The sequence below is a fragment of the Yersinia pekkanenii genome, from assembly GCF_001152565.1.
Taxonomy (GTDB): Bacteria; Pseudomonadota; Gammaproteobacteria; order Enterobacterales; family Enterobacteriaceae; genus Yersinia; species Yersinia pekkanenii.
In genome coordinates this window covers 1-23839 of sequence record NZ_CQAZ01000055.1, presented here as the reverse complement: position 1 = coordinate 23839, position 23839 = coordinate 1, and the positions used below count along the sequence as shown (strand labels likewise).

The following is a 23839-nucleotide window of genomic DNA, read 5'->3' as shown; positions in this document are numbered from 1 at the left end:
CACCAATGCACTTACGGAAGAATTGACGAATCGCCTCAGTCGTAAGTTTGGCGAGGTTGATGTGAAAGTCAGGTTTGCGGGTGCCGATGGGTTAACAGTTCTTGGTGGAGCTAACGAGGATAAAAAGACGGTCGAGGAGATTTTGCAGGATACGTGGGAAAGTGCTGATGATTGGCTTCAGTCTTGAGCACTTCTGCGAAATATTTTCAGGAATATTTTGTTGTCGGCTTTGGTGTTGGTTGACAAAACAGCAACTAACTGTGAAGCCGGTTAACACGAAATCACTCACTACATACATGAACAGGCCGGGCCATTAAGCCCGGCGTTGATTGTTACTCTGGCGCTACTGGCCACTCGATATCTGGGGCATTCGATACATCAAGAGCCTGCAACTGCTGAACGTACCCCATCCATGCGACTAGCGCCGCTTTATCGGTATCGGTGATCATGCCAAGCAATAACTGGGTTTGCCAAAACTGCGTTTTCTGGCTGGCCTCGGCAATTAATGTTGCTCTGTGCTGTTCAGCCAGGGCGACATAATCCACTTTCGGTGCCACGTACTTTTTTACCGCCCCAAACTCGCCCGCCGCGCAGCGTGTGAAAATTTCTACGCCATGCCACATCACATCATCAGTCGTGGCGGTGAAGGGGACAGGCTCCGTGCGCCCTTCAAAAAGCACAGTACAGTTAATGGCGCTTTTGGCTTCGTTCGCATAAACAGGATCTTTAACAGTGATAAAATTCATGGATATATCCTACGCAATTCGCTGAAAAACAGTTGCTTCGCCAGTATTAGTGGCACCGCCACAAGCGATCCAAGTGCCTGGTGGCAGCGGGCTACCGATAGAAACAATAGTTCCCGCGTATTTCAAGTCTGAACCAGCCCATTGAGAGCCGGGCGATATGTTGTGCTGAGTTGATGAATCCCGATGTTTGCAGAATGCAAAGCTACCGACCTCAGCGAATGCCCCACTACCACCCGCCGCGCTCCAGTTAGAAAATGCCAGTGGAACGCCGTAAGCGTAGCGTCGATACTCCGCCGTTGAGTTGTACGGCATATAAACCTGACGACACCCGATTTCGTCAACACCGGTTCGGTAAACCTTCAGCACACCCGCCACCGCAACAGGGTAGTTCAGCGGCAAAGTTGCATTACTTGTTACGTTCTGGAAATGCTCACCGGGTGCCGTCATGCTGTTTAAATTTGTCCCCGCAACTATCGCTACATCAGCAATAGGAACGGCTCCTACATCGCCAGCCGTTAGCGAATCCTTGGTTGCCAGCTCACCCAGCTCAAGGTTTTCTCGGGCCTCGGACGCGTCGGTAATTTCAGATAAATTATTTTCTATTCTGAAAAATTCGTCCACAACCTCAGCGGCCAAGACTTTAACTTGTCTCGATGCAGATACGCCGGACAGTGAGCCGGTTGCGGTAATTGTCGCGGTACCCGCGCCGGTACCGAATAAAACGCCGGATTGAACAGAGGCAATTTGTGAATCACTCGTTGAGTAATTCAGTGACTCGGTCGCGTTAGACGGCGATAACGTTAACTTAAGTTCGTAGTCATCCCCCACGGTAATGTCAGGGATTACGTCCAGCGCGATTGATGTTAAATAGATAAACTGGTTCACCGTGGCCAGTGATGTAAGCCCGGTCGATATTGAAGCGATAATCGTCTGTACGCCGCTCTTTCCTGCTATCGCGTTATATAAGCCCGTATTCGAAATACTGCCCAACGCCGGATCCGACACACTCCATGACACAGGAAAGTTAGCGGCCAGACTCGCAGGTAAAACAATCGCTGTAAATTGCTGCGTGGTACCGGCGTTAATCGATGCGGACAAAGGACTGACAACAATAGCAGACGGTACCGCCGCGCCTTCTTCTGACTCCGCCAGATCGGTCTTAATGATGTACATGGCAGCAATGTTTGTCGGTCGGTTTTCGGTAGCAGTCGGAACCGCCCGCGAGGCATCAAAGCCTAAGTTTTGGCTGGATGAGTCATTGGTAGATTGGTACGCTGTTCCTTGGCGTGGCCGGACTTCATAGAACGGTCCACTCAATCCCGCATTAGGCATGTATGCCGCGCCGCCTGTCATGCCCTTAATGTTTCGAATTGCATCGCCCTGAAGCGAGCCGATAGCCCTGTTTGAATCTGGATCGACAGATGAACCATGCGCCCACGCGCGGACGAATTGCCCGCGATAATCTGGCACCCTGCCAGATGGCAGTATCTTGGCCAGCTTGGGGTTTTTTATTTTATCGAACGTTTGTCCATTCAACTCAAGCCAACCGGCCGGCGCTTCACTTCCTGCAAATATACCGATGAAGCCTATAGGTAATAAGAATGGCTCTAATGATCCTTGATATTGCTCAAAGCTATAATCAATACTTTCTTTCAGTGTCGGCGGTGTTATGACCAAATCACCGTTAACGCCTGCTATCGCCTCGGCTGCGCTTGCTCTTTTATAGATAAACGTTTGCCACTTAAGCTCATCAGAACCCGGAATGGTGTTGTTATTACTGATCACGGAAACATATAATTTATTATTATATGACACCACCGCCCCAAGACTATAAACAAAAGGCGAGCCGCCGTTATCTGCCGCAGTTATGAACTCAGGAAAGCCCGTAGTCTGGTATTGGCGTATTGCCACAGTAATGGCGTTAAGAATACCATTCATCTCTTTTCGGCCTACGGGCTTTGCGTTTGTATCGGTTCTTAAGTCACGCTCGTAGTCGCCGCCCCACCCCTCATTAAAACTCACAAAACCTTCTGAGTTTTTTTCATCGGGAATGGCCTGCTTGTCCCCATTTATCGCAAAAGGAACTTTGAAGAATTTATTCGCCAATTTTCACGCCCTCTTTCGGTGAAATATTTCCATAAACTAAAGTTATTTGATTATATAAATGTTCGGATGCGAAAAGTTCACCTTTATTTTTTGAGATATCTTTTTCATTAAAAATAATTATACCGTTCAGATTTAACACTCTGAGGTATTCAATAAAGTTATCGTCAGTCTGTTGGTAATCTATCGCGTCTTTAATCTCACTGAGTGCTATCACTGTTATCTCCATGATGTCGGGATTTGACTGTAATCTGATAAGCTAATAGCGCCGGTAAACGTTTTTGTGTTGTCAGTTACGTTTGGCACCTTAGCGATAAATACCAGCCCGCTACCGCTCATTTTCGAGCAACCGTTAAACGCGTACCACAGGTCTTTAATAGCACTGTATTTTTCCAGTGGGAAAATGTCGTTAATATCCGAGGTCACCAACGAACATTCCCTAAATACGTTTTCAAAAACCGTTGCTGCCGGTGACTTATCAAATAATCCATAAGGTACTGTTAATAAGGCCGTGCAACTCCCGAAAACAACCTGAAATGATGTAACAAAAGTATTGTTATCAAATAGCCCCGTTGGAATTTCTTTGAGCAACGTACAGTATCTAAAGGCAAACTGAAATGTCGTCACTAAAGGGTTATCATCAAACAGACCTGCAGGGATATACAACAAACTTTCACAAGATAAGAATAAATAGCCAAAATTAACAACGCGCGGACAATGCTTAAATAAATCGTCTGGTATTAATTGTAGCTGTGAGCATCCATTAAATGCATAGTTGAAAGTAGTGACATTGGGTAAGTAATCAAAGGCTCCTGCCTGTATTAAGGCTAACTCATTACAATAGCGAAAAGCATTGGTCATACTTTGCCTACCGCCCGACACGTAGATAATTTCAGTCACTTTATTTTCAAAGGTTAACGATGGGTGATAAAACACGCAACTATTACTGCGTTTTATGGTTATGCGGTATACCGTCCCAACAAGCAGCGGGCGGGTTGCATAAACGAATCCCTGAGCATCAACACGATAATCTTCACTGTCCACCCCATCCCCGAAATCGATTGTGATTACTTCGCTACTGTCGGTTAAATTAAACAGCGGTGCGTCGGGGTTATAAATCTTAATCATCACTTCCGCGCCATTAATTACGTAGGTGAAAGTGTAATTTCTTGATGCGACATCATCAATGGTACAGGTTGGCGTAAATATCTGTGTTTTGGCAATGACTGCATAAATACCCGAACGGCTGACGAGGTCGGTAAATAGCCCGCCAGTAGTCGTCGTAACTTCGCGTGTAAATGCCTCACCCGTTGATTTTGTGTAGTACAGCGTCACGTCAATGCCCGATAAATCTATCGTGCTGTCAGATGATGCTATTTGTCCGTGCAGCACACCATTATCATTGTCAAAAAATAAGTTAATCCGCCAACTGTAATTAATCAGTTCGCCACCATCCCAGAACCCGGCGTTCTCGAAATTCTGATAATGTATACCGAAGCCGAAAGGGATATAACGGATCACTCGAAACTTTAAACCCACGGTTGCCGGGCGCGGGAGTAGATCATACTTAGTCAGGATTAACGCCACGGCGCTGGCGGGCTGTTCAGTGAATACATACATGATTGACGACATATCGTTAGGGTCAAGCGCGTAAGCCTTGCCGTTTTCAGTCGCGAACATATCCATCATGATCCCGTTAACTTCGGGAATGGTGCAACGCGTAATCAATTGATAATAACGCAGTCGGCATACCAGGCGTTTTTGCTCAGTGGTTAAAGTCACATTTGGGCATTCAGGAATAAATAAATTAACACCAAGGATTAGCGCCCACACGCTTAAACCAAAATCATTTGCCGTTCGCAAATCAAATACATCAGTAAACCAGTTATGCCAAAAATCAGTATGTGCCTTATTATACCATTCTTCTTTTTTCTGCATTAGCGTTTGGATTTCTTCGGTGCCGTCATATTGCCAAATGATGTTACGTAATAAATCCATACTGCTGTTTATTTCGGGTATTTGCATTGACATATATTGCGCCCATAAAAAAACTGCCGAAGCAGCTTGTTATATTCATTGAAATTTTTTAACTCGCTATACGTTAATAACAACTGATATGTTTTCCTCTGACAATGTAGCGACTTCATTTTTCATTATGGTAATTTCGTTGCTGGTCAGTACGTCACCGTTACGCGAGATCAAAACCTGCTGCACAAAAAAGCCGGGGTGAACCAGGCTGATAGCACCGGCCAGTTCGAACGGGCTAACATCAACGCCAGTAACAAAACCCCGCTCACCGTCCAGCTCACCCATTGCGTATGCAATCAAGGCGTTGGGAATAACGACATTCGGGTCTATCGTTCCCTGCGCACTGCGCATGATCACTTTTACTGTGATCGGTATTTCAGCCGGGCGGTCAAACAGGACTGTGTACGGGATATCTGCATTAGGCTCTATCACTGTTACCGATATTGCGCCGTTCCACGCGGCACCATCCGTTTTATTCTGTAATAGGCTGCGTGCTATATCTTGATCAACGCCGCCATACACACAGGCCCACACGCTGTGTGGTTTCATGTAAATACCATCAATTGTCATAAATTCATGGCTAATGTTTTCTAAAAATGACAATGAATGAACACCTGCGAGGCCGTATAAACCACTGATTTGCGCCTCCATGGTTGATATGCCCTGATTGGCTAGCCTCAGTTTACGTTCTGAGCGTAACGCGACGTCACTCTGCTCCCCGCTACCGACTACAGCCGCATAATCATTAAATACGGTTTCCCAGCCCAGCACAGCATCAATAACCGTCAATAATGCCCCCGAGGCGCAACTTACCCCCCCGGCAACGTCCGCGATAAAATCGACGGTAGCAATACCGGAACTGTTTAAAAGCACAGTGTTGGCACTGACAAAAATATCACCGGTGCTTGATCTGGCCCTTGAACCCGCTCGAACCTCAGTTAATGGAATGCCGCGCAATGTCACACTCGGTATGACCGATTTTTCAGGACTGTTACGCGTGATCCCCAGTAGCGCACAGACGCCATCCAAAAATATGCCGTTCGCAAAATTAGGGTTTATTTGATTCGCTAACGTTGCGTTATTGATGACAACCGCGCGCCGGGCGCTGACCTCTGCGCTGATCAATCGGCCTTGTGGTGAGTCAGGGTTGGTTGACATCTGTTGACCTAACGCCGCTTTAAATTCTTCTTCTACTGCTGTTTTTATATCTGCGGTGTCCGGTATGACAATTCCAGTGTCTTCAATGTAATTATAAAGCTCGCTCATTGTTTATGGCCCCTGTTCCCCACTCGGTTTTTATTGTCGCGCTATAGTAAAAATCATTACCGGTGCGGGATATTGAAAAAGACGTCACTTGCTTCACGCCGGTAATAGCCTTAAGTGTGGCGCGGGCGGCCGCTTCGAATTGTGCGGGCCGGTATTGGTCCCACAGTGTTTCGCGGTAGGGAATGCCCTCATCCATGGCGTAAATCATTTCATTTCGTTGGGCCAGCATTGCTGTTTTGCAGTTCTGTAAACAGGCATCCAGATCGGTAGCCACGGCTAAATTTCCCGATGCATCTAAATACAGTCGATGCTTATCGTTTAATGCCAAACTCAATGTTGTCATTGCCATTTTATTTACCTTTTCTCCGACATTTCAGCCAAAACCTTCAATGCCTCAACAGCGGCTATGGGGTCAGGTCCTTCGGCAAGGCGCTTTAGTTTATGCACTATCTGTTCTTTGCTAAGGCTGTAGGTCATTTCCAGACGTTTATTGCTGGTGAGGAAATCCACATCACTCATACTGTCGGCGTCTTCGTTAAATATCCGGGTAAGGGCTTCTATCTCTGATGCTGAATATCCGCTGACGGCCAATGTACTGATCACATCATCCAGCACCGAAATGGCCCTAAAGTTGTTTTTGTCGTTCATTCATCATTCCTTTATCTGTCATGGCCGATTAATCGTTATTGCGGGGTTGAAGTCGTTCCGTCGCCTACTTCTACGCCACTGTGCGTATGAGTACCGCCAACGTTAACGCCATTATGTTTAGCGCCTGCGGCACTGACAACAAACGCGTTGCCACCCGCCGTCATGGTTATGTTCTCTTCTGTTAATGTAAATTCAGTGCTACCGACCTTTAAACTGATTTCCTTTTCCTTCACCCCGATCCATGTCTGACCGGATTTATGCTGAATAACCAGCGCCTCATCATGTCCGGCCGGTAATTCATAGTCGGCAAAAACATCCGGGATAAAACGCCCGTCAGAGAATTCGTGCATACGCAGTGTATTGGGCTTTGATTGTTTGCTGGTTTGCAGATAAAGAGAGATATCTCTATCACTGGCCTCTATCCAGCCCCGATCCCCCGTTTTCAGTGGAAACGAGATATTGAACTCACCCCCGCCCAACGCCAGCACCGGCATACTTGCAACTGTCCCGCGCTCTACCGCCTCGCCTGCTGTCGTCACACGACTGATAAGCGGTTGAACCGTGGCGCGATTCGTCACGCGGTCGTAGCTGATCACCTGCGCGGGAAGCTGGCCATCTATTCCCTGAAGCATTTTCTTGAAGACGTATTCCAATGTGCCTGATAGCGAACCGGTTAACGCCGGGTCAATATCGGTTAAAGTAGTGTCTGCCATAGTCCAAGCCTCCGACATTCAGCAGTGTGATAAAAAGGCGTATCTCGGTTACTGATGTCATAACTGAGTTTGTAAATAACAAAGGTTCCATTGGCTGCTGGGTTTAAATCACTGTCGATGGTCAGACTGGCACCAGGCCGACTCGACGGATCGAGCAGGTATTTCACTTTAACGCCCTCTTCCGTGACCTCAGGTACGCCAATCATCCCGGTGTTTTTATTGAGTGTGACCGCCTCATTGAGTAGCGGCACATCTCTGTTTTTTATAATCAAGCGGTCATCATCGATGTAAGCGTTATAGCTGCCTGCGCTACCCAGCTTATCAACCTGTTTTAGCTTGGCCCCGGTGAAATTGTAATTACTGATATTTTTGTCCGACGCCTGAAAGTCGAGGGTTAAATCCATGCTCTGTGCGGTATCAGCGGCTATCTTGCTGAGTGGCACCGTGGCGGCATAACTTGAACTGAGCATGTCGGTCATAAAGAAAACCCCGGTACGCGCCTTGATGGTCAGCATGATGTCGGGCGGCTGGCTGGGGGTGCATCCGATAATATCCCCTTCAAAAACCTTAAACGTGCCGTAACTTTTGCGTCCGGCGAATAGAATGATTTTCTTGCGCCTGCGCGGGCGGTTGAGCGGTGATGTTTCGGTGATCAGAAAATTGCGATCCGACTGTTTAAGATTGGCGATTTTTATCGTGCATTCATTTTGCAATGAACCCGCTGTTTTTTGCCCGGATGCGGATATATAGAGATCGGTGTAAACGTGTAATTTGCCCTCTATCTCTATTGATAACGAGATTATACGCGGGTCTAGCTCCATAATTTACACCTCGGTAGCCGGAATATAATAAAAACGATGGTTATCTATAAATCTTTCGTAATGAGGATATTCATCATCCGGCGTATCAAAGTAAAAATTGCCGTCATTAAGCTGTAAATGTTTGGGTAACAGTAAGGTATAAGGCATTACCCTTACCCCTTTAATCAAACTTAGGCCATTGCGAAAAATAGATATACTTAACAAATCATCATTTAACGTATTCAATACTATTTCATAGCGGGAATTTTCAAGCCGAATAGTTAATGACTGATTAGGCGTTGATTCCAAATTAATTAACTGCGTCATGTTATTTTCCAATAATAGCCCGCACTCCACCAATAGCCACCGATCCACTGTTTACCGGCTTTTGCTCCCCGCGATTTACCGTGCTGGTATCTTTCGGGTCTTTAACCTTTCTTGACGTTAACGCCTGGTATTGCGTGGTAACAATAACCGCCTCTTTCAGACTCAGCGTGATAATGATGGCACCGGATTGCTCAGGCGCTTCTTCGTGCGGCATTTCCGATAACATCATGTTGGAATAAACCCCAACGCGAGTGTTAACTTGAAAACTTGAATCGCTATGTAATGCCTGCTTGATTATCGCGTGAGTGTCTTTGTAATGCTCTTCGGGTATCCATAATGTTATTTCTATCTCGACCGGTAAGATTATTTTATGGTCTGTTTTGGTGGAACCGTCCTCAATCGGATGTTCCATTAACTTAGAGCCTTCAAAAATACTGGCTTTCATATTAATGGCATTTTCAAACATCAGATTAAAATCGTTATCATAGATACCTAAAATTTCTGTCTCATTCATTATATTTCCAACCCGTCCGCATACTGGTTCATTGCGTTGCCGTATTCACTGCCGATGTCCCGCGCTATTCCTTCCGCATCTGTCGCCTGGGTGATCACTTCAATTTTTTCCACGCGGTTATTAATGTTTTTATTCGACGCCCTGCTATTGGAAATGCTGCTGCTAGTCATGGTCGTGACGCCACTGGCCGAGGCCTGCGCCAACTGCTCTTTACCGCCGTAAGTTAAGTCTTCCGGTGCCTCCCATCCTTGGTGTGATTGCCCTGCTGCGGTATTTTTGGCGTTATTAACCTCCTCTTCGCCCGCGCCGAACCAGCCCTTAACTTTTTTCCAGGCATTACCGATCGCCTCAAATCCTTTCATGGCTAAACCGATCACGCCGGTAATTAATATTTTTAACCCTTTCCACGCCGCGCCAACTGAATCCGCAATGGCACTAAAAATATTATCTCCGGCACCCTCACCGAATAGCAGATCCAGTAATTTTTTTATTTCGGTACCGAGGTTTTGGAAAAACTGCACCGGGTTAGTGACCATCATAACCAGCGCATCCCACACCGCCATAATCTGCGCCCACAGCCCTTTTAATTCAGCGACCAAACCCAGCACCAACTCACCGATCCACGGCCATTTCTTCGACAGTTCGCCGATAACAGAATCATTCCCCGCCAGAAAGTTCATCACATCGTCATAGGCGAGGGCGAACGCAGCGGCAACGGCAACCACGGCGGCAACGATTAACAAAATGGGCCATGTGGCCGCGAGCGTTGCGGCTGCGGCTTTTAACATTGCCGGTAAATAAAGGTCAGCAACCACAACGGCGATCGCAATAAAGAAGCCTTTTACGAAATCTTTATTTTCCGATACCCATTTAGAGAGGCCGCTCCATTTATCTAACAAATATTGAAAGGTGGGAATTAATCCCATCCCGATATTTGTTTTTAAATCGGTAAAACTCATTTTAAGAGTGCGCAAATCCTGATTAAATTTATCCGTCATTGCCACTTGTTCTTTTGTTATTACCCCCTGCTCTTTTTGTTTTTTAAGTAACTCTTCGACGCTCACCTTGCCTTTACGCAGTAACTCAATGGTTCCCTCGTCCAGCCCAATCATTTTCCCCAGTCGCTGCGCCCGGAATGCACTCATGCCGCCCAGTGCCTTGCTATAGCGCAATAATGCGGCTTCTGGATCACGGAATCGCTGGGCCATATTGCCGAGGGTGCGCGTGAAAGCCTCAGCATCACCGCCGCTTTCCGTGATGGTCTTACGCCACGCATCCAGCGAAGACACGTTGACATTCATTTGCCGCGCCTGCTTACCCAGCTCACTGGTGGTCTCTGCCGTTCCCAATGCAAGGGCTTTGATGCCGCCCAGCGTTAGTGTGACGCCCAATAATCCAACACCCGCCTTTGCCAGGCTTAAAAATGACGTGCCGAGTTTTTCAGCCGCCGCATCGGCATTTGATACCGAGTTTTTTAATTTCTCGGCCTTCTTTTCGGCATCCGTCAACCCGCGATCAAGGCCGGAGGCGTCTGCTGCAAAGGTGTAGTAAAACGCCTCAAGCAAGTTCATTATTTTTTCCTGTTGGCATGTTCCATGGCGAGGGATTCATTCATGCGTTGTACTGCGATGATTTCGAAGAGATCGAAAGCCTCTTCTAGTGTGTAGACTTCTCGCAGCTCTCGGAGGGTGGCGCGGTCGGCTCCGATGATGGTTGCGACAAACCCGTCAACGTTTTCGTAATCAACGCTTGGACTTTCGTTGTTAAACCGGTTAAGAAACCCAAGGCCGCGCCGTTTCTGAAAAAAGAGCAGTTATATTCCATCATCGCCCATTCCAATTTCATCAATGTTTCGAAGTCGGGGACGTGGTTATTCACCAGTGCGCTGGTCGTAAGCGGTATCTGACTGCCACCCTCTACCGGTACAGCCACATAGGCCATCAGCTTTAACATCAAGGCTTCATTAGTCTTGTAGTCGCCAATTTTCGGCGCGCCGGTGGTCGGGTATTGGGTAACAATTTCACGGCCAGCGATAGCCGGGAACTTACTCAGAATGTAGGTCTTAGTCCCGCCATCCGGTAGGGGGATTTCTTTTTCAATGGGTTCTAACATTATGCAATCACCTGATTTTCAAATTTAAAAACATACGGCTTGGACTTCAACCGGCCGGCACTGGCTGCGCTGTTGCCGATCATCGCATCCGTAATAACCCCGAAAGACAGCGTTCGGCTTGTTCCGCTCGGGTATAAAATCGCCATGGTAATTTCATCATTAAGACTGCGCTTACCTTTAGCGATACGATTAGCCTCCGCCAGAATTGCCAGATTTTTATCATCCTCACTATTGGGGATTACATTGATCGTTACCTGCAGCGGTTGAGCCACGCTCCATGACACCATATCGCCGTTTAGCCCCATACCGACATCAGCCAATTGCTGAGACGGTGAATCAAGTGGGTCGGCATCGTCTGCAAATTGGGTGACATTGAAACCTGCGGGAAACGTTTTTGATGTGCGAATATTAATCGTTAGGCCAAAGCCGGAAATATCCATTCTATCTCTCCATTAAATCAGTGCATGAGTACCGATAACGCGGCGTACAACATCATCTTTACTGTAAATAAGGGTATAAACACATTGCCATTCAACGCGGCCATCCTCGGTAGTCGTTTCCTTCATCACGGCATCAATCCAATAGCCGATATTCTGTACTTGCTGCCACGCCTGATTATCCCCCGTCATTTGAGTAATATAATTTTTTTGATTAATATTCAATGTTTTGCCAACGCTGATCACGCCATTATTCAGCGCCGCGTTAACTGACTCTTGCAGGGTGGTAAGGATTTGCACCTGCCCGGAAATGTTCGCCGGGATACGGCCTAGCGACAATTGAAGCGATAACAGCGCCGCCGCACACACATCCTTAAGCCATTGCTCATTAGCGTGAACGTTCATATCAACGGGAGCTGTTGCGCCGCCCATGAGCGTTCCACGCTGATAAAAATCAATCTTCTGGCCTGCGGTCTGAGTGCGGCCATAATAATTAATGCGTAATTTGTCGTAACTATCAGATAACAGTGTGGTGGTGACTTTGGGTGTCACACCGGGGATCTGGCGGTACATGTAGTTAATGACGCTGTTACGACTGTCATAATTTGTCGCCGCCATTAGGGTGCCGGGGATCTGCTCATCAAAATCAGTATTGGTTGCGGCAATAAGTGTTAAGCCGACACTGGCAATAGAGTACAACGCGTCGTAATAGGCGCTTGCATTGGCGGCGGTACAGCCAAGCAGGTAGATAAACATAACGTTTTTTGCCGCGTTCGCCTCTGCCATGTCAATGCTGGTTGCTAACTCCATATCATCGATAAACAAAAATGAACCGTAGTTATTGCTGATATCGTCAGCCGCCGCCACACTCTCGACGGGGGTTAGCGCAGCGGGTATACCCATTATCGCGGTGCCGCCACTCAGGCCGAGTGCGTCAGCAATTTCGCCGGGGTCGATGGTTAATTTTACCGAGACGGGAATGTCTGCGTTTTCACCCTGAATGGTCAGTTCAAATCGGGCTGAGGTTGCATTATAAAACCCCGATGTTTGCGACATGTCCGGCGCGTACTCATAGCCTGCTGCGCTAATGCCGCCCTGAATACGCGCCGCTACGCTGCTCAGTGACTGGTCATTTTCAAATGACATTTCTTCGGTGGTAAATTTAATGCCATCAAGATCGCCGCTAAGGGTTCCTGACATCTGCGAAATTTTATCTATTTTATAAACGACCGTTACCCCTAAAAATAACGAGTCGCTCATTTCGGCCTGATCGCGGGCAAATGATATTTTTGATGCCTGTACGATTGACGGCGAAATATAACTAAAGTATTTAACCGCGCGTTTATATTCTTCTGATTCAATACCGAAATAACTTAATACATTATTCGCACTGGTAAACTCTAAAATGGAATCGGGCGAAATTAAATTATTGCGGGAAAAAATCCGTAGAATTAACTCACGCGCACGAACAGAATTACCGCCGCCGACACCGGAAATGATATCGACATACTTACCCATATCAATAGACATTATAACTCCTTTTAAATCCTGCTAATTCGATGGTGAACGGACTTAATAACCGGCACCTCAGTTGTATAAATATTTTTATGCGTGATTTGTATATCAAACGTGGGCCGGTCTTCATGCCCTGCCTTATCGCTCGGAACCGTGATGTTTTTCACACTGCCCGCCCGGAATATATTCACGTCTTGCGCCAATAATAGATTTTGAAAATCTGTTGATTGCATCACGCTCAACGCCAAATAAACGAGGTCACCTGCCGTCATGGCAAAGGGTTCATTTTCATCATATACAACCGTAGAACTCACCTGATAAGTCGGCGTTAAAATCTCCGTGGTTATTCTTTTTATGACTTCGTTTTGTTCGTCGTAGATTTCTTGGTGACCGGCAAAACCATGATTGCCGTTGGTTATTTTGTGAATATAGAGTGTTTTGTCTGACGATGTCCCCTGCTGGGTGGGTTGATAACTTTGCCACACGTTGATGTCGTCATAACCTCTATTCTTTAACCCAGCGAGTAAACTTGTTCGGATGAGTATAATGAGCGGATTATCTAACACGTTTTATTTTCACCTCTTGGCAGGTCGCGACACACCAACCGTCTTGCGCTGACCAGTCCTCAACGCTGCCGACCTTCCAGCGCTTACCGTTCCATTTGATTTCGTCACCGCTGTAATCGCGCTCGTCGCCAATCACTGACAGCGAAACAAACCACTCGACGTAATCAAATGACTCCTCCAGCCCCTGACGGATCACTTTCTCTTTCGCCATGGACTGCACACTGCCGGATAGAATAGCTTTGCCGTCCTCGAACACCGTTTTTAAGTTACCGTTCTCTAACGTTTCCCGCTGGCCACTGTCGCGAAAATAGACAACAGGTTGTGAGCCAATAACGCCCAGCGCTACATTTAACAAATTGATACCCGGTATCATTATTCATCACCTCCGGTAACTACGTGTGTGAGCGTCGCTAGCATCAGCCCCGAGTCATTCAGCGGCTTGATTGATATCGCACGGGCGCTTGGGCCTGCCTTGCGGGCGCGGGCTTTTATGGTGCTAATGGCCAGTGGCGGGGTGAATATCTGGGTGATTTTCTTGCGAACGTCCCCCGCCGCCATTAGCCCCAACGCTTCCATGATTTGCGCACTGGTACGCGTCCCCTTAATCACCGCCGTGAAGCCTTTTTTCATATTGCTGTCCCACTCAATTTTTTTCTCATCTTGAGTGGTCCGCATAAATGATCGTGGCGGGATGCTTAAATCTTCGGTGCCGTACTCTTGTACCACGGCGATCCCCGCCACCGGATCGCCGTTCGCGTACCGCGCTGATTCCATCCATCCGACACGCGTTTGCATACTATTGATTTCGGCAATTTCACGACGAATGCGCGCTATTTTGCTGCCGCCACCGCCACGCCACTGACCGGCCATTACCAGAACACCCCGCCAACTTTACGAAATGCCGTGCGCTCAGGTAAACCGCCGACATATGCCCCACCCGCTGATTTGATATTGAGGAACGCCCACAATTGCAAACCATACGGACTCGTTGACAGCCAGAACTGCCACGCACTGCCGGATGGTGGCGGCGTAATGCTCACTGAGACTTTACTGACGGTCGCGCCAGTTACAATACCGGCCGTTGTCTGCCCCTGCCGGATGAGATAATCCGACCAGACCAGGTGCGCGGTCATCAGATAGATAGCCATCAGATAACATTCGCCGCGTAACGTAGGGCCAACGCTAATGAAGCATTGCGCCATTACGCTTTGATGAAGAATTAAGCTGTCAGGGAAAACAATCATATCCCCCATGGCGGGGAAGCGTTCGCGGAACTCTACAACGCTGATATCGATGGTCATCACGGCCCCTTAATTTTTCTTGGTTTTCGAGGTTGTTGGTGGTGCATCCTCACCATTAAAATCATCGTCAATCAGGGGTGCGGACTCGTCACGGGCTTCCATGTCACTGGCCACTTCATCAGGTGCCGCCTGCTTGGCTTCAACATGCACAAAACCCTTTTTCTTGTGACGTAAAAAAACCGGGTGAGTATTGAGCATGTCAACTTCTGCATCTTCTACAGAGGTCATCACCCCCTTCGGCGTAATGAGGTTTTTGGTTGCTACGTTTGCGCCCCCCTTGATGGTGATAGTGTGTTCAATCGCGGGCATGTCATTGGCGGACTGGCCGTAAAATGTATATTTAACATCGGTAGAAATAGTAGAAAAAATATAGTGCATGAGTCACTCCCAAAAAATAGAAAAGGAGGCATCAGCCCCCTTGGTTTTCAATAGTTGCCGTTAAATACCGATCAGGCGGATAACAAGATAAGGACGCTTAAGCAGCACCCCCGCTGTGGCGTTACTGAAATCCTCAACATAAACCTTGCTGCGTTTTTCCACGCCGATCACGGTGAATTTACTCGGTACGTTTTGCGACCACACTTGACCATCATCACTTGAACCGTCATTGACCGAATCAGGATAGGCATAGGTGACGCTTTCGCCTCCCACCGCTTCTTTCATCTCCGGCGCGGTGACAAAACGCAGATTGGGATAGTTCTCTTTCACCCACTGGCGTACTGAGTTGCCATAGGTCGACGTCACACTCAGGTACTGATTAACGCCGGTAGGGAGTGCGACAGTGATCGCCGCGGTTTCAGGATCGAGGGTGTCCATACTCGCAATCTGGAGTTCAACCAAAATACGGCGAATATCGGCGGTAATTTCCAGAAAGGTTTTGCTCTGCCAGGTAGTATCACCACCTGCGCCGGGTGCCGCCGTTAATGCGGGTAACAGGTTAGGTTCATTCAGAAAGCCATAGGTCATATTCTGACCATCGTTGTAGCCGTAAAAGCCTACCCGATTGCGTGAAATATCTAACCCCTGCGCCGCACTGCTGCGTTTTTCCGTTGCTGTTGCAATGCTCGCTTTAGCGGTGCGGGCTTCCTCAAGAGCACCGACCGCAAAGCCCTGTTCAAAGCGTACGATAGTGCGACGCGCATAACCCACCTGCCAAGACGCCAGCGGAATATTGCCGTGATCAGAGTAAATAACTGCACCGCTGATAGGCTCCAGCATCCCTTGAACAATTTCTTCATCCTCCCAGGCTCCGACGGTCGCAATACCGATCAACTCATCAATTTTACGGGCGGCGGTTAACATGCGTACAAAGCCCGGTAGCCAGGCTTGCAGAAATTGAATAGGCGTAGGCGAACCGCCCGGCATCAGCCCCGGCAACGGGGAAGGCGCTAGCCCGGTGTCGTTGCTGTCCAAACCCATGCCGCTGATCATGTTGCTGATGGTGCCGCGAGAGATATTAATCCCCAGACGGCCTAACTCTAAATGCGCATTGCCGGTAATGTCTTTGGCTGTCAGCGACAACGGACGGACATTACGCGGCGCAAGTGAACTGTGAATAACTGATTGTTTCATTTTTCGTCTCTTATTAATTGGTCAGTTGCGCGACGATAAGACCGCCGTTGGCGTTGGTCTGCGGGAGTCGGGCCACTTTGGCATTAGGTACCGCAAGATGTCCCTCAGGCGCGGCGGTACCGGGTGGCAGCGCCCGCAACGCTCCGGTTTCTGTGGCATAAAACAGGTCACTGCCTACAGTGGTAGGTGTTGAGATCTCGACGTTAATAATCGCCATATCGACAAACTCAGCATTGACCCCATTCGGTAGCGTGTTATTGCCATCGTCACCAATCCGGCTGGTGAACATGTGGGCCTTGGGGTTGGCGAGAATGCCCCAGAATGAACCGGTACCGCCTGCGGTGATCGAGCCATCGGGCAGCACAGTAAATGCACGGCCAAACACATTATTGGCCGGGTCTTCGCTGTTAAGTACACCCGGCTTGGCACGGAGTGGGCCGTCAAAGGACACCTCACCCACCAGACCAAACGCCTGATCAAAGCGAACCTTTTGTTGAAAATTCATTATTTTTCATCCCCTGTCAGGTATTTAGAAATCGCGCTACCGCTATCGATGGCGTCTAGGCCGGTGCCGCTGTAGGTCGTCACAGGCGCGGCTTTAGCTGCTTGCAAATACCCCGACAGGCAAGAGAGTTCCTGCCCTTTCGCGTGGGTGATTTTTAGCTTTTTAACACCGTAGGCTGCAACTTCATTCGTGGTCATGTCGGCGTGGTCAAAGGTGCCAACGTGGCGAGACAGATCACGCACCAACGCATCACGGCGCGACACTTCACGCATCACGTTTTTAAAGCTATCCCGTTTTAGTGCTTTTATTTCCTTATCCATCGCATCCAGCGCGGCGGCGGTTTCGTTGTCTTTGTCGTCCTCGTCAGCGGTACCCTCCTTATCCTCCTCGTCGGCGGTGCCTTCTTCTTCGCTATCTTTGGTACCCTCCTCCTCTTCCTCACTGTCCTTAGTGCCTTCCTCCTCTTCGCTGTCTTTTGTTTCTTCTTCGTTGTCTGCCGTACCCGCCGCATCAACGATTTTTTGCAGGGCCGGTAGCATGGCCAGCAATGCGGCCAGTGCCTTTTTTTCTTCTTCGGTCATGTGAATTACATCCTTTGAGTCAAGTGTAAATGCGTCGAGTACAGCGACTTCTGAACCCATGCGCCCTTCGTCTACCAACGACAAATGATTACCTCTGATTTGCCGCTGGATAACGTCGTATTGGTCACCGTTGTACGTACCCGATTGCCATTCATATTTAGAGCGGTAGCCGCACGACAATTCTTTTTTGCCTTTGCGGATCAGCTCATCCATGGTTTGTGAAAAAACCTTGATATTCCCGTACAGAACGCCGTCCTCGTAATAGACACGTTCGCCGATTACGCCCTGTACGCCCTTCTCCTCCGCTGGCGTTAATCCCTCATCTTCTTCACCCAACAAGCCAGGCGGGTGGTCGTCCGTCCACGGCAACAACTTGAACGAGTCAATACACGCGGGATCGGATAGTTCCTCCTCCGGGCGATATACGTAATAAATCTTGTCGGGGTCAGGTGCGCCGGGAATATTTTTGCCAAGATAGGCATAAATACCGACTTTGCTTAATGGGTTGTTCGGGGATTCAAACCAGCCGTTTGTATCAATTGAGCGTTCACTCATCGTCATCACCAAAATCAATTATTGGCCGTTTGGTACATCGGCAATAGGGGAGCTGTCCGGGGAAACCTCGCTCACCGGTCCGCTTGTCAATAATCGGCGGGTCGTCTATATCGAAAATTCCACCATTAAGTCCTGCAGGCCATGGCAACATATGGTATTCACGCGGGTCGTTGCTGCCGCCACTGTGAACCCATTCAAATTTGCGAATACCTGCAGATTTCATGGCCGCTGTTGAAACGCCGTCATAAACTTTTCGTGTCTGGTCGAGTGCGACGTTCTTCGACCAGTTGCGCACCTTGACGCCGTACTCATCTAACGCCGGTTGCAAATCTTGCAGCCCGCGCCCGGAAGAGATTGAGCGCATCACCTCCGCGCCGATATCGTCCAGGTATTTGGCCGGTACCCGTTTAATCAGGTTGGCGGCTTCATACCCCTTCGCGGCGATGGTTTCCTTCACCACTGGCGAGAGCATATTTACCCGGATTGATACCCCTTCCCCGATTTCTTCTAAGCTGCGTTTAACGTCGCTGCCTGCGTTACCCGAAACCCGTTCCAGCATTCGGGCGGTCGCTTTATCGGTCATGGCATTGAACACGCTGTTAAACCGCCTCCTCAACCTGTGCAGTAATTTAGCCGCGCCGTTAGCCAGACTGCCGTCAAGGGTCGCACCGTCCAGCACGGGGGAGTCTGAATGCTCAAACAGGCGTTTTATTTCTGATTCTGATTCAACGCGGAGGAGATCAAAGGTGCGGGTAATGGTGTGCTGATATTCGCTTCCTGCGCTGACTGACATAAACAGTGTCGCGCCACGTAGAGCACCTTTAGGTTTAGGCGGCTGGCGTCTCGCCATTTTGCGCGGTGTTTTCGCCATTGTTCCCCCCTTCAGCCGGTGTTGGTGGCTCTGGCTCCTCCGGTGGTTCCGCTGGCGCGATACCGCTATACCCGCTATTTCTGTCAGCTATGAGTCGGTCGCGAACATCGTATTGATCGAGCGCACCCGAGTTCACCAGGTTCAAATCTGCCCGGCTGTTGATTTCGTTAATCTCTGCGTATTCCTTGGCGGTCGGTGAGTCGAGCGACTCCCAGTTAACGCAGGTTTCGATAGGCTTAATATTGAGTTCAGGCGCAACGTGTGAGCGCATCAGCAGTAAGTGATGTCGCTCCAGCAGCGGGGTTAAATCATGGGTCTGTAGGCTTTCCAGCCCTTCGCGATAGCTGGCCTCTTCGTACTCGCCCGAGCTGGCCCACCCCTTGGGCTGGGTTTCGAGTAGCTTGGTCGCCGGGACATCCGCACCGGCAGCGACAAGCTGATACTGCGTCATGATCAGCGCGTCAAAGTCGGCCAATGAAGTATCAAACTGCTCAATACTATCTTCTTCTCTATCAACAATTTTCACGCCGAAGTTATCGCGGAACTTAATCCATGTAGCCATGTTCTGATTAAATTCCGCTTCATTAGCTAATGCTTTGGCCGCATCGGTTTTAAATATTGTGGTTCGCTTGCTGAGTGCCAATTGTGGGGCTTCGTTTGCCGTCCGTTCGGAGGCGTAGACGCGCTCCATTATCTTTTGCGGTACCGACACACCACCAAACAAATAGCCAGGCTTTAAAATGTTGGCTACGGGGTTAGGGATAAATATCATCAAATGTGAGCGGTGATATCGTTTGCCATTGATCAGCCAGTGCGTTGGATTGTAAAAATTGGGTGATGTCGGGTCGGTTAATCCTTCCGCGTCTAAATCAGGGGTGCACCACTGGGGGTCAATTTGTACCACCCCCTTGTAGCTATTCTCCGTTACACCGTCTTCGTTAAACGGGTTTTGATAATATTCGTCGTCGCTACTCTCAACGCGAAACAGGGCGACACGAACCCCGAAGATACGGCCGAAGGTGACAAAATCGCGCATCTGTTTATTGATGTTCATTTTTTTGTCGTAGCGCTTAAGTAACTTTAACGCCTCAGGATCTAACTCTTCGCCGCCCTCACCCTGAATCGTGTAGCCCTGCCGAATCGCATCACGGCCCGGCATAGCGCAGGCTTTATAAATCAGCCAATGTTGTGCAATGATGGCGCTCATGGTGTGGCCGATAAAGTTACTGTTCGCATACCACATAAACAGGCTGTCACTGACCGTACCGCCGCCGCTTACGTGCTGGGACTGTAACGCCCCGCCGCCGTCCATGCTGTCCATGGTGCCAACTATCTGAGCCACCGGCTGAGCACTGGCGAGGTGGCTTATCTTCCCCTGTAGCGCTTCGGTTGCCGTCGCGCTATCGCCTGACTCGCGGTGAGTACTAAAGAACCCTTCCCGTACCCTCTCTGCCTTTTGTGGTTCCTCTTTTTTCTTACGTTTAAACCATCCCATCATTGATCTCGCCTCAAGTGCCATAAATCGCACAAACAAAAAAGCCGAGGATAAAACCCTCGGCTCTAGTTCAAACGATTTGATTGATTGTTAAAGTAAAGTACTTGCTGTTAGTTCACTGATTGCGCCGAGTTTATGCGTTGTTTGCGCCGTGACACGTCACACAATGCCGCAACGCGCTAAAACCAATATGTAGCATTTTACATACAAGTTCGCTTAAGAGTCATTATGTTAAATAGAGCAAAAAACGAACTATCCGAAAGTGGAGCGCCGGATTTTTTCGGGTGCATAGCAAATCATTACGGTGTCGGCGTGATTGGGTGACCGGGTGCCGGATGGCGCTTTATCGACAATGATTTTCCCCGCCCCGTTGATGGTGTAAGTCGGCTGGCTCAGTTCGGCGATCAGCTTTTCTTTTTCCGGCAGGTTTTCGTCAATACTGATTATCTCGTCAGGGTCAAAAGGCATACCCTTAACCACGGCGCGGTAAACCTCTTGGAATCTCATGCGCAACGCCCACCACCCCTGCGCCTTACGGTTTGCGAAGTAGTCTTTGTTGGTTCGTGCGTCTCTTTTGCCATCAGATTTGAAAACAGGCTTATCAGGGTAAATAACCTCGCCACTGCCTCGGAAGGGTTTTAGCTCAACCTGCAGCTGCCCTGCTTTCTGTCGCGTCTCGTTGATAACCCGCCCATCACCCCGGCAACCTGCGCCAAGGCCATCAGCGTCATAGAGCAGATAGTCACAGTCATGCTCATCACTCAAGACCATGGCGTCCTGTGTGGTGGCGTAAATATCAGAGCCTTTACCTGACCAGGCTTTTAAGCGGTCGAGCAAGACACCGGTTCGGCTAGAGAACGCGTTAAGGTCAATCCCTTCATCCGCCACATCCAGCGCGCCAATACGTGCGCCCGAGGGCGTGATACCCAGTTTCTTATGCGCACCGATAGCGGCCTGAACCCATTCAGACGGGATCAGAATACCCTCAGCGGCGGCGTTGTAATTGAGGTCTAATTCCTGCGCCACGATGACCGGGTTATCTATTTTTTCACACTCTTTTTTATACCAGGCGTCATCCTTGCGCGGGTCACTGCGCCAGTGGAAGGTGAATACCGGTATTTTCCCGCCGTGCCGTTTCTGCGCGAAGGGGTTATTCATGCCGTTGACTGACGAGAGATCAATACGACAACGGGTGGTTTGTGACAATGCCGCATCTATCAATAGTGGGCGCTGTAGGAACGCGGCCTCATCAACAAGATAAAGCGTGGTGCGGTCACCGCGCCCGATGTTATCACCTGCCTCGCCTTTGATGATTGAACCGCTATCAGGGAACTCAATACGCATATAAGGCGCGTGTTTCTTATCATTCCAAGAACCGCGAAATTCAGCCGGTAAAGTTTCAATGAATTTACGTGCTTTCCAGAACAGGGCTTTCGGGTCGCCAGTGCTGTCTACATATTCTTCTTTACGTGAGCCAAAGCCGATCACCATTTCTTTATTGAACAAACATAACGCGCTGGCCATGCCAACCGCTGTCCAACTCAGGCCCATCTCGCGGCTTTTCTCGGTAATGCCGTTTTCCATCCTTTCCCGGCGTTCCATAATCCAGTGGATCCACTCTTCCTGTTTGGGGAAAAGTAGAAATGGGATGGTGACCGGCAAACCATAATCAAGGTTACGCGGGTCGGTAGTCATGCCCCAATCAATAATGAACTGAGCAGGATTGTTTTTATAAAACGCTCGCATGGCTGGCAGCATGTCAGGCTGTTGGCGCATACGTTGCAATCGCTCCATTCGCCACTCAAAAATCTGAGCGTAATCCGGTTTTTTGAAGTCAAAAGGGAATGGTAAAGGCATGTTGGATTTTACTCGATAAATGGGTGAGTTTTAGGACTTTTTAACATAATGGTCATTACACGCACCGAGCGCATAGCACTCATCAACCTAATGAATCGAAAGGCTTATTTGTCAGGGTTAACGGCGTGGAATGTTAGATAATTGATTGCATAAATGGTGCATAAATTACCCTCTATTTTGCATAGAGGTTTTACTCGTCAAACTGGCTATTTATGGATGTTTACCAAAATCAGCCCATCATTTTACGGTAGGCCTCTGCGGCTTCATCCGGGGTTAGGTTTGACGTTTGAATCGGGCCACCGTTCGCGCCGGTCAATTCGGCTTTCTTCGGCGCTTCCCAACCGCGCATTTCGGCCAGTTGTTTGATAGCCGCTTTCGGATCATGCAGCTTAATTTTCAGTCCGTCTTTGCCAGTGGATAATTCAGCGACAGCGGCCAGGTGTTCGGGCTTAATATTCTTGGAGTCCTTAAATTTCCACGACGCCTGAAATACTGGTTGCCCTTCCTCGTCCTCGCCAATCTGATAATTGCCAAACGTGGCGATGTCATGAATTGTCGTGCGCCCCATCAGCGTGAGCCGCTCCATCGCTTCGGTGTAGGTCATGATGGCTTCGTTAACTGTTTCGTACTGGACGGACTGAAGGAAGGCTTGAACGTTATGATTTGTTAAGATTTGACTGGCTGATGCTCTAGCCCCGTCATCTGTCTTTGCCTTACCGCCAGCCTTTCGATATGCGCCCGTCTGGTTAGCGCCATCAAGTAGCGCTGTAATGAATCTACGCTGTAATTGCGTCAGGGCATCGAAAAGCGCCTTCTGTTCTTCTGTAAGCGTCATTTCGACTCCCTGTTATCACTTTCTCGTAAATTAACGGACCGCACTCTCGTAAATTGGTGATGCCTTGTAATGAGTGCAATCACTCACTCTTACAGCTAACAATGAAATACCGTCTTCTTCAGTGTCAATGAGGAAAAAGCCATTTTCCGCATCCAAACATTTGCTCTTACTAAAACCCTTAACTAGCTGTAAATCACCATTGTAAATCTCCACCTGGTAACACTTGATTCGTAGCGGGTCATTCTGCTTATTATTATCGTAAAATGTAGTGGACAGGCTCGCCAATGCAAAGAACTCCACACACGCCTCTAACTTGTGTCCGTGCTCATCAGTGAAGCCATACCCTTTAAGACGTTCAAGCACTTCATTTACAGTATTAAAGGTGCGCGCATTAATCATTTTAGAACTTCCTGCTAGATGAATTTTGGATTTGGGGTTAAACCCCGTGAATTTTGTAGACCGCTCGATATCAATACAGCGTGTTTATGCTGC

29 protein-coding genes are annotated in these 23839 nt (G+C 48.6%); 1 reads left to right on the top strand and 28 read right to left on the bottom strand.

Annotation, left to right across the window (positions count from 1 at the left end; translation table 11 throughout):
• Nucleotides 1-187 (top strand): DinI family protein (locus AEP37_RS20005; RefSeq protein ID WP_049615006.1); only part of this gene is annotated, 187 nt, incomplete at its 5' end.
• A gap of 145 nt (nucleotides 188-332) precedes the next feature.
• Here the strand turns inward: AEP37_RS20005 and AEP37_RS24365 are convergent.
• The 28 genes from AEP37_RS24365 to AEP37_RS19860 form a co-directional block, all read right to left on the bottom strand.
• Entirely contained in the window at nucleotides 333-746 is a 414-nt protein-coding gene (locus AEP37_RS24365) for a tail fiber assembly protein (protein WP_050691932.1), read from the bottom strand.
• A 9-nt stretch (nucleotides 747-755) separates the two neighbouring features.
• On the bottom strand, nucleotides 756-2852 hold the full coding sequence (locus AEP37_RS19995; RefSeq protein ID WP_049615005.1) for a tail fiber protein: 2097 nt from the start codon (nucleotides 2850-2852) through the stop codon (nucleotides 756-758).
• A complete protein-coding gene (locus AEP37_RS19990) occupies nucleotides 2842-3066 on the bottom strand; it encodes a hypothetical protein (RefSeq protein WP_049615004.1) in 225 nt (74 codons plus the stop codon). Before AEP37_RS19990 ends, AEP37_RS19995 begins: the two co-directional genes overlap by 11 nt.
• 2 nt (nucleotides 3067-3068) lie before the next feature.
• Nucleotides 3069-4880 (bottom strand): DUF2612 domain-containing protein, encoded by a 1812-nt coding sequence (locus tag AEP37_RS19985; protein ID WP_049615003.1) that lies wholly within the window; start codon nucleotides 4878-4880, stop codon nucleotides 3069-3071.
• A 63-nt stretch (nucleotides 4881-4943) separates the two neighbouring features.
• The gene (locus AEP37_RS19980; protein WP_049615002.1) at nucleotides 4944-6143 is read right to left on the bottom strand and encodes a baseplate J/gp47 family protein; all 1200 of its coding nucleotides are present in this window, start codon (nucleotides 6141-6143) and stop codon (nucleotides 4944-4946) included.
• Complete coding sequence (locus tag AEP37_RS19975) at nucleotides 6127-6492, bottom strand: hypothetical protein (RefSeq protein ID WP_235801391.1); 366 nt, start codon at nucleotides 6490-6492, stop codon at nucleotides 6127-6129. The genes AEP37_RS19980 and AEP37_RS19975 overlap by 17 nt, the downstream gene beginning before the upstream one ends.
• Before the next feature lie 5 nt (nucleotides 6493-6497).
• Entirely contained in the window at nucleotides 6498-6791 is a 294-nt protein-coding gene (locus tag AEP37_RS19970; RefSeq protein ID WP_049615001.1) for a hypothetical protein, read from the bottom strand.
• A 35-nt stretch (nucleotides 6792-6826) separates the two neighbouring features.
• Complete coding sequence (locus AEP37_RS19965) at nucleotides 6827-7504, bottom strand: Gp138 family membrane-puncturing spike protein (RefSeq protein ID WP_049615000.1); 678 nt, start codon at nucleotides 7502-7504, stop codon at nucleotides 6827-6829.
• The gene (locus AEP37_RS19960; protein ID WP_049614999.1) at nucleotides 7486-8325 is read right to left on the bottom strand and encodes a baseplate hub protein; all 840 of its coding nucleotides are present in this window, start codon (nucleotides 8323-8325) and stop codon (nucleotides 7486-7488) included. Before AEP37_RS19960 ends, AEP37_RS19965 begins: the two co-directional genes overlap by 19 nt.
• A gap of 3 nt (nucleotides 8326-8328) precedes the next feature.
• The gene (locus AEP37_RS19955) at nucleotides 8329-8631 is read right to left on the bottom strand and encodes a phage baseplate plug family protein (protein ID WP_049614998.1); all 303 of its coding nucleotides are present in this window, start codon (nucleotides 8629-8631) and stop codon (nucleotides 8329-8331) included.
• 1 nt (nucleotide 8632) lies between these two features.
• Nucleotides 8633-9145 (bottom strand): phage baseplate protein, encoded by a 513-nt coding sequence (locus tag AEP37_RS19950; RefSeq protein WP_049614997.1) that lies wholly within the window; start codon nucleotides 9143-9145, stop codon nucleotides 8633-8635.
• Nucleotides 9145-10716 (bottom strand): phage tail tape measure protein, encoded by a 1572-nt coding sequence (locus AEP37_RS19945; RefSeq protein ID WP_049614996.1) that lies wholly within the window; start codon nucleotides 10714-10716, stop codon nucleotides 9145-9147. Before AEP37_RS19945 ends, AEP37_RS19950 begins: the two co-directional genes overlap by 1 nt.
• A gap of 85 nt (nucleotides 10717-10801) precedes the next feature.
• Nucleotides 10802-11257, bottom strand: coding sequence for a hypothetical protein (locus tag AEP37_RS19940; protein WP_082170875.1), 456 nt, complete (start codon nucleotides 11255-11257; stop codon nucleotides 10802-10804).
• Complete coding sequence (locus AEP37_RS19935; RefSeq protein WP_049614994.1) at nucleotides 11257-11697, bottom strand: phage tail fiber protein; 441 nt, start codon at nucleotides 11695-11697, stop codon at nucleotides 11257-11259. The genes AEP37_RS19940 and AEP37_RS19935 overlap by 1 nt, the downstream gene beginning before the upstream one ends.
• A gap of 12 nt (nucleotides 11698-11709) precedes the next feature.
• Nucleotides 11710-13224 (bottom strand): DUF3383 family protein, encoded by a 1515-nt coding sequence (locus AEP37_RS19930; protein WP_049614993.1) that lies wholly within the window; start codon nucleotides 13222-13224, stop codon nucleotides 11710-11712.
• A gap of 11 nt (nucleotides 13225-13235) precedes the next feature.
• Nucleotides 13236-13775, bottom strand: a complete 540-nt coding sequence (locus AEP37_RS19925) for a phage gateway protein (protein WP_049614992.1) — start codon at nucleotides 13773-13775, stop codon at nucleotides 13236-13238.
• Nucleotides 13765-14148: a phage collar protein gene (locus tag AEP37_RS19920; RefSeq protein WP_049614991.1), complete on the bottom strand. Its 384-nt coding sequence runs from the start codon at nucleotides 14146-14148 to the stop codon at nucleotides 13765-13767. Before AEP37_RS19920 ends, AEP37_RS19925 begins: the two co-directional genes overlap by 11 nt.
• Entirely contained in the window at nucleotides 14148-14645 is a 498-nt protein-coding gene (locus AEP37_RS19915) for a hypothetical protein (RefSeq protein ID WP_049614990.1), read from the bottom strand. Before AEP37_RS19915 ends, AEP37_RS19920 begins: the two co-directional genes overlap by 1 nt.
• Complete coding sequence (locus AEP37_RS19910; protein ID WP_050691930.1) at nucleotides 14645-15076, bottom strand: DUF4054 domain-containing protein; 432 nt, start codon at nucleotides 15074-15076, stop codon at nucleotides 14645-14647. The genes AEP37_RS19915 and AEP37_RS19910 overlap by 1 nt, the downstream gene beginning before the upstream one ends.
• A gap of 9 nt (nucleotides 15077-15085) precedes the next feature.
• Nucleotides 15086-15454, bottom strand: coding sequence for a hypothetical protein (locus AEP37_RS19905; RefSeq protein ID WP_049614989.1), 369 nt, complete (start codon nucleotides 15452-15454; stop codon nucleotides 15086-15088).
• A 60-nt stretch (nucleotides 15455-15514) separates the two neighbouring features.
• On the bottom strand, nucleotides 15515-16648 hold the full coding sequence (locus AEP37_RS19900) for a major capsid family protein (RefSeq protein WP_049614988.1): 1134 nt from the start codon (nucleotides 16646-16648) through the stop codon (nucleotides 15515-15517).
• A gap of 13 nt (nucleotides 16649-16661) precedes the next feature.
• Nucleotides 16662-17153, bottom strand: coding sequence for a structural cement protein Gp24 (locus AEP37_RS24360; RefSeq protein WP_050691929.1), 492 nt, complete (start codon nucleotides 17151-17153; stop codon nucleotides 16662-16664).
• On the bottom strand, nucleotides 17153-18289 hold the full coding sequence (locus tag AEP37_RS19890; RefSeq protein ID WP_049614987.1) for a DUF2213 domain-containing protein: 1137 nt from the start codon (nucleotides 18287-18289) through the stop codon (nucleotides 17153-17155). Before AEP37_RS19890 ends, AEP37_RS24360 begins: the two co-directional genes overlap by 1 nt.
• On the bottom strand, nucleotides 18282-19160 hold the full coding sequence (locus tag AEP37_RS19885) for a phage head morphogenesis protein (RefSeq protein WP_049614986.1): 879 nt from the start codon (nucleotides 19158-19160) through the stop codon (nucleotides 18282-18284). Before AEP37_RS19885 ends, AEP37_RS19890 begins: the two co-directional genes overlap by 8 nt.
• On the bottom strand, nucleotides 19117-20658 hold the full coding sequence (locus AEP37_RS19880; protein WP_235801390.1) for a phage portal protein: 1542 nt from the start codon (nucleotides 20656-20658) through the stop codon (nucleotides 19117-19119). The genes AEP37_RS19885 and AEP37_RS19880 overlap by 44 nt, the downstream gene beginning before the upstream one ends.
• A 249-nt stretch (nucleotides 20659-20907) precedes the next feature.
• The gene (locus AEP37_RS19875; RefSeq protein WP_049614985.1) at nucleotides 20908-22512 is read right to left on the bottom strand and encodes a terminase large subunit; all 1605 of its coding nucleotides are present in this window, start codon (nucleotides 22510-22512) and stop codon (nucleotides 20908-20910) included.
• Between the two features lie 229 nt (nucleotides 22513-22741).
• Complete coding sequence (locus AEP37_RS25235) at nucleotides 22742-23347, bottom strand: terminase small subunit (RefSeq protein WP_072086369.1); 606 nt, start codon at nucleotides 23345-23347, stop codon at nucleotides 22742-22744.
• A 30-nt stretch (nucleotides 23348-23377) separates the two neighbouring features.
• Nucleotides 23378-23746: a hypothetical protein gene (locus AEP37_RS19860; RefSeq protein WP_049614983.1), complete on the bottom strand. Its 369-nt coding sequence runs from the start codon at nucleotides 23744-23746 to the stop codon at nucleotides 23378-23380.
• Nucleotides 23747-23839 lie beyond the last annotated feature (93 nt).